We start from the raw sequence: 3,304 nt of genomic DNA on the forward strand, positions 1-3,304 counted from the left end.
ACACCATACAAATCAATCATGCAGTTTGATCCATTGCTAAATGAAAACAATTATCGCGAAGTACCAAACTACAAGTTAGAAGACGTACTACGTAATTTAAGAGGGGAGGATAAATAATGGAATATACAAAACCACAAAAAGAAGCCGTTACTGGCCATTTTGACCGCAACGTCTTAGTTTCCGCATCTGCCGGTTCAGGTAAAACGAGAGTCTTAGTTGACCGTGTTATCAACAAGTTAATTGTTGACGGGGTTAACATTGATGAAATGTTGATTGTGACTTTTACCAAGGCTGCTGCAAAAGAAATGCGTGACAGAATCCAAAAGGCACTACGTGAAAAGCTCCGCGATGCTAAGAATAATGAAGAAAAAGCATTTTTAGTCCGCCAATTAAGAAGACTACCGGTGGCCGATATTTCTACCATGGATTCATTCTGTCAAAAAATTGTACAAAATTATTATTACATTATTGATTTAGACCCTAATTTTAGATTGCTAGCTGATCAAACCGAAAGCCAAATGTTAAAAGAACAAGTATGGGATGCGGTTCGTGAAGATTTATATGCTGATGATAAGGATGGTTCGTTTGCTCAATTAACTGATAACTTTTCTAACGACCGTTCTGATGATGGATTAACCGATTTAGTTTTTAAAATTTACGATTATGCTAATGTTAACCAAGACCCAGTCGCTTGGCTAAAAAGTACGGTGGATATTTATGATATTAAAGATGCTGATTTAGTTAGCTCTGATTTTTATCAAAAGCAACTATTACCATTTATTCAAAATGATATCCAACAACAAAAATTATCATTAGAGTCAGCGAAAAAAATTGCTGAAGATAATTTGATGGATAAAGAAATCGCTGCTTTACAAGTTGACATTGAAAAGGTGAATGGCGCAATGCAATTAGTGGCTGAACAACCTTTTGATGATTCTAGACAATCACTAAATGATTTGAAATTTGACCGTTTCCCAAGTGTTAGTAAACAAGCAGAAGATATCGAAAGAGATCTTCATGACCGAATCAAAGGTATTCGTAATGACGCTAAGGAAGGCATTAAAAAAGTCGTTAATAATTACTTTGCACAAAGTGAAGAAGAAAACTTAGCGATTATGGCTGCTTCCAAACGTTTAATTGAAAAATTAGTTACAGTAGTGTTGGCTTTTAGCGATAGCTTCCAGACTGCCAAATTAAAACGCCATTGCCTTGAATTTATTGATGTGGAACATTATGCCTACACCATCTTAGCTGGAATGGGAGACAAGTCTAAGGCGGTTAGAGAGAACTTCCAAGCACAATATAACGAAATTATGATTGATGAATATCAAGATAATAACCGTTTACAAGATGCCATTTTGACTACTTTAGCAAAACCAGAACACAGTAATATGTTTATGGTGGGGGATGTGAAGCAATCAATCTATCGTTTCCGTTTAGCTGATCCATCAATGTTTATTAGCCGTATGGAAGACGACGTCAATGAACACACGATTGTGTTACCTGATAACTTCCGTTCTGCTGAAAATATTGATGATTTCATTAACTTAGTTTTCACCCAAACGATGGATAAAAATGTCGGTGAAATTGACTATATCGGAGATGCCAAACTAAAAGCTGGTGCCAAGTACCCTGATGAATTGGAATCAAATGTTTCCGTTATGATGTATGAAAGCAAGGATGAAGAAGAAGCAGCAGTTGATGAACAATTCCAAGTACAAGACAGTGCCCATGGTCAAATTGAAATGATTGCGCAAAAGATTAATGAATTAATGCAAAAAGAAATGCCGGTCTTTGACCGTGGAGAAGGTAAAATGCGTCCAGTTCGTTATTCTGATATTGCGATTATTTCATCGACTCGTAATAACAACTTAGTATTATCCGATATCTTTGGCTCATATGACATTCCAGTCTTAATTAGTGGTGCGCAAAGCTACTTTAAAACGACTGAAATTCAAATTATGATGGCAATGTTATCTATTATTGATAATCCATACCAAGATATTCCATTAGTAGCGGTGCTACGTTCACCAATGGTGGGGCTAAATGAAAACCAATTAGCTTACTTAAGAATTAATGCTAAAACTGGTGACTACTACAATGCCATTCTTAATTTCTATCAAAATTATGAAAACATGGAACATAGTGAATTTGGTAATCAAGTATTCGATAGAATTAAGACCTTTATGGAACAATTGAAACACTTCAAGGATGTTGCCCAACAACAACCAATCGTGGAACTAATTTGGGATATTTATGAAACCACTGGATTCTTAGATTATGTTGGTGGGATGCCTGCTGGAAAACAAAGACAAGCCAACTTACATGCTTTGTATGAACGTGCTTATGATTATGAACAAACTAGTTTTAAAGGATTATTCCAATTTGTTCGATTCGTTCGTCGAATGCAAGAACGTAACGAAGATTTAGATGAAGCAAATGCAGATGATAATGATAACGCAGTATCCGTAATGACGATTCATGGTAGTAAGGGACTAGAATTTCCAGTCGTCTTCTTGATGGACGCATCTCACAACTTTAACCGTCAAGATACTAAGAAAGACTATGTCTTAAATGATCGTTTAGGATTGGGAATTACCTATACTGACCCAGAAACTAGAATCAAGCAGCCAACATTGCAACGCCAAGTGGTAAACTCAATTGAAAATCGTGGATTGTTAGCTGAAGAAATGAGAAAGCTATATGTAGCGTTAACTCGTGCGGAACAACAACTATTTATCGTTGGTGCCACTAAGCAACAAAATGAACGTAATAAGGTGATTGATGCCTGGAATAAGGCTAATAGCGGGAATGAACTATTAATCGATCCAGCATTAAGAAGTGGCGCTAAGAGCTATATTGATTGGATTGGACCAGCATTAGTTCGCCACCCCAACTTCCGTAATCAATTTGGGGATGATGTTGCATACCAAGGATTGAATGATGACCAAACAGCTTTTGATGTTGAATTTGTGAATGCGAATGATTTATCCCAAAAACATGTGACCGGAGATAGTGATACTAGTCAAAAATGGTTACATCAAATTGCTGATAAAGCCAAGAGAACTAATATCACAGACGTCAATGTTGATGATATTAATCAAGTTCTATCATTCCAATATCCTAATCAAGTAGCGACTCATACGACTGCTTATCAATCGGTTTCTGAAATTAAACGATTATTTGAAGATCCTGATAATGTTCAATTGGATAATTACCAAGATTATCAAGACCGTAAAGTTAAAAGCCGTCACACCAATGCGAAGTTAGCCACACCTAAGTTCATGCAATCAGTGGAAGAACC

General features: G+C 36.3%; 1 protein-coding gene. It reads left to right on the forward strand.

The window, feature by feature from the left end:
• Positions 1 to 116 precede the first annotated feature (116 nt).
• Positions 117 to 3,304, forward strand: a 3,188-nt coding sequence (gene addA, locus M3005_RS05710; protein WP_293794482.1) for a helicase-exonuclease AddAB subunit AddA, incomplete at its 3' end; no start/stop codon positions are given.

Origin of the sequence: Apilactobacillus sp. (assembly GCF_025290035.1) — a bacterium.
Taxonomy (GTDB): Bacteria; Bacillota; Bacilli; order Lactobacillales; family Lactobacillaceae; genus Apilactobacillus.